This window comes from Melaminivora alkalimesophila, assembly GCF_000282995.1.
In the GTDB taxonomy this organism is placed as follows: Bacteria; Pseudomonadota; Gammaproteobacteria; order Burkholderiales; family Burkholderiaceae_C; genus Melaminivora; species Melaminivora alkalimesophila.
Map to the genome: position 1 here is coordinate 1 of NZ_ALEE01000510.1, position 3,030 is coordinate 3,030.

General features: G+C 71.0%; 4 protein-coding genes. All 4 read right to left on the reverse strand.

The window, feature by feature from the left end; all coding sequences use genetic code 11:
* The coding region (gene argA, locus A612_RS09935; RefSeq protein WP_019374344.1) for an amino-acid N-acetyltransferase at window positions 1–707 on the reverse strand (707 nt) is incomplete at its 3' end.
* A 143-nt stretch (window positions 708–850) separates the two neighbouring features.
* Complete coding sequence (locus tag A612_RS09940) at window positions 851–1,936, reverse strand: acyltransferase family protein (protein ID WP_040436557.1); 1,086 nt, start codon at window positions 1,934–1,936, stop codon at window positions 851–853.
* A gap of 256 nt (window positions 1,937–2,192) precedes the next feature.
* Entirely contained in the window at window positions 2,193–2,702 is a 510-nt protein-coding gene (locus A612_RS09945; protein ID WP_019374346.1) for an Rrf2 family transcriptional regulator, read from the reverse strand.
* 143 nt (window positions 2,703–2,845) lie between these two features.
* A partial coding sequence (locus tag A612_RS17700; RefSeq protein WP_040436556.1) for a hypothetical protein occupies window positions 2,846–3,030 on the reverse strand: 185 nt, incomplete at its 5' end.

Genomic DNA, 3,030 nt, shown 5'->3' on the forward strand with positions numbered 1-3,030 from the left:
GCCAGCGGCAGCTCGGTGTCGATGGGGTTGTCCTCGCCCGGCGGATCGAGCGGGCGCACGCGCAGCCCCGGCACTTCGGTCAGGAACAGCAGCTTGTCCGCCTGCAGCTCGCTGGCCACGCGCGTCGCCACTTCCTCCATCGACAGGTTGAAGGCCTCGCCCGTGGGCGAGAAGCCGAAGGGGGAGATGAGCACGATCGACTGCGGGTCTGCCAGCGTGCGGCGGATGCCCTCCACGTCCACCTTGCGCACCAGCCCGGTGTGCAGGAAGTTCACGCCGTCGAGGATGCCCACCGGGCGCGCCGTGAGAAAGTTGCCCGAGATCACCCGCACCCGCGCCCCCGCCATGGGCGTGTTGGGCAGGCCCTGGCTGAAGGCGGCCTCGATCTCGTAGCGCAGCTGGCCGGCCGCTTCCTGGGCACTGTCCAGCGCCACCGAGTCGGTGATGCGCATGCCGTGCGAATAGCGCGCCTGGTGCCCCTTGGCCGCCAGCTGCTCCGTCACCTGCGGGCGAAAGCCGTGCACCAGCACGATCTTCACGCCCATGGCCTGGATCATCGCCAGATCCTGCACGATGCCCTGGAGCTTGCCGGCGGCGATCGCCTCGCCCGTCAGGCCAACGACGAAAGTCTGGTTGCGGAACTTGTGGATGTACGGCGCCACCGACCGGAACCAGGGCACGAAGGTGAAGTTGAAGACCGTGGACATGGCGGGCAGTGTGCGCGGGCGGGCGTGGAGCCTACAAAAAAAGCTTGCGGGCGAAGCTACCGTGCGGCGGCTTTCGTCCTGGCAAGCAAAGGCTGCAAGTTTAGCGGCAGCGCGCCGCAGCTGCAGGGCGGTGCGCGACCGGCTCAGCGCTCCGACAGGGCCAGCTGGCGTTCCTGCCGCGCTGCGCCTTCCCCGCGCGGCACATCCGGGCGCGCCGTGCGGCCCCGGTCGCGCCGGCGCATGGCCCAGCGCTCGATCGTATAGAAGGACACAGCCGCCAGCGCCAGGGAGATCAGGAAGCCCAGCACCACGGTGGCCTGCCAGGGCAGGTCGGCGCGCAGGTAGCGCACCACCGGGTAATGCCACAGGTAGATGCCGTACGACAGCTTGCCCACCTGCACGAGGAAGCGGTGGCTCAGCGCCTCGTAGGCCGCACCCCGCCCGTCCAGCACGGACAGCAGCACCACGGCGGTGGCGCACTCCACCACGCTCATGCCCCAGGCCAGGGCGTTCATGTCGTCCCAGGCCTGCGCCAGCAGCAGCGGCACCGCCAGCACCAGCCACACACCGTGCGCCAGGCGCGTGCGCAGCGCCTGGAACCAGCGGGGCTGCTCCAGCAGCAATGCCGCCAGCAGGCTGCCCATCAGCAGCCCGGTCATGCGCGTGTCGAAGCGAAAGAAAATCTCGTAGAACTTCTGGCCCTGCACGATCCACAGCACGCGCCAGGCCCAGGCCAGCAGCGCGAGCACGAGGATGGCCCGCCACAGCCGACCCGGCCGCGACCAGCGGACCAGGCCCAGCAGCACCAGCGGCCAGAGCAGGTAGTAGTGTTCCTCCACCGACAGCGACCACATGTGCAGCAGCGTGTCCGGGCTGTCGAAGAAGGCGATGCCGTAGTCCGCAAGGTAGAGCAGCGAGACCAGCGCATCGGAATAGATGTCGATCAGGCCGGGCCACAGGAAGGGCGCCACCAGGCAGTAGACCGCGAGGAACAGCATGAGCGCCGGCATCAGGCGGTACAGCCGCCGGTGGCAGAAGCGCCAGTAGTCCACCGTCCCGGTGCGCTCGATCTCCATCAGCAGCAGCGAGGTGATCAGGAAGCCGCTGAGCACGAAGAACAGGTCCACGCCATAGAACGCACCCTCGAAGAGTGGCGCGTGCGCGTGGGAGAACAGCACCAGCAGGATGGCCACGCCGCGCAGGCCGTCCAGGGCCGGGTTGTAGCGCAGCGCGTAGCCGGCGTCCTGGCCGGGGGCGGGGTGCGCCGGGGCGGGTGGGTGGACGGGAAGGGAGACGTGCTGCTTCAAGACCGGCGTCCTTTGGTGTGTGCCTGCAAGCGGTTCCGACCGGGCGCGGGACGCCGGGCCGTGGGAGGCCGGATTGTAGGGAGAATCCAGGGTTTACCCGGGTCTCTGCCGCGGCCGGGCGCAAGCGCCAGCACGGCCGCCCGCCCGGCCCCGGGGGGGCAGGCGGAGCCGGGTGTTCTCAGGCCGCGCCGAGCGCGAAGACCGAGTTCGGCACGCCCTTGCGGGGGAACTGGGTGGCGGGTTCGGTCCGCGCGCGGTTGCGTGCACTGCGTGCGGGCTCGGGCGTCGGCTGCGCCGTGGGGCGCCCCTGGTGCTGGGCGAGCAGATCGGCCACGGTGATGGACTGCAGGTAGTCCATCACCCGCGTCTGGAAGCTCGACCACAGCTCGGTCGTCATGTCCGAGCGCACGGCCGAATCCGGGCGCACCAGGGGGGCTTCCGCGGCGGCGATGATCTGCGCTACCGTCACCTCCGATGCCGGGCGCGCAAGCGTGTAGCCACCGCCGGGCCCCCGGGTGCTGGCCACCAGGCCGGCACGCCGCAGGGCGCCGAAGATATCCTCGAGGTACGACAGCGACGCTTGCTGGCGCGCGCAGATCGAGGGCAGGGGCACGGGGCGCCCATGGGAGTGCAGGGCGAGGTCGGTGATGGCGGTGACGGCAAGCTTGCCACGGGTGGTCAGACGCATAGTGCTCCAGAAAAAAGGTGGAAAGGGACAGCGCGCGGCCGCCGGAAAGCTTCCGGTGGAGCCGCGACAGCGGCGTGGTGGGAGAGTGCAAGGGCCCGGAGGCGATTCCGCCGGGAACCGCTCCGGCCCCGTCCGGGGCCGCCTCAGGCGGCGCGGGGCGGCCGCAGGCGCCGGCGCGGCGCGGATGAGCGCAGCTGGCGCGGCGCTCCCTGGGGGCAAAGGAAGTGCGCCGCCGAAGGCTCGTCGGCACGCGCGCGCCGCAGGGCAGGCTCGTCGGGCAGGTCGGCCCCGAAGGGGTCGGCGCCCGCGACCGCCTCGGCCGGGGCGC

Excerpts from the sequence above, each read along its gene's own strand:
- A612_RS09945 (WP_019374346.1), bottom strand. The coding sequence starts at position 2,702 with ATGCGTCTGACCACCCGTGGCAAGCTTGCCGTCACCGCCATCACCGAC.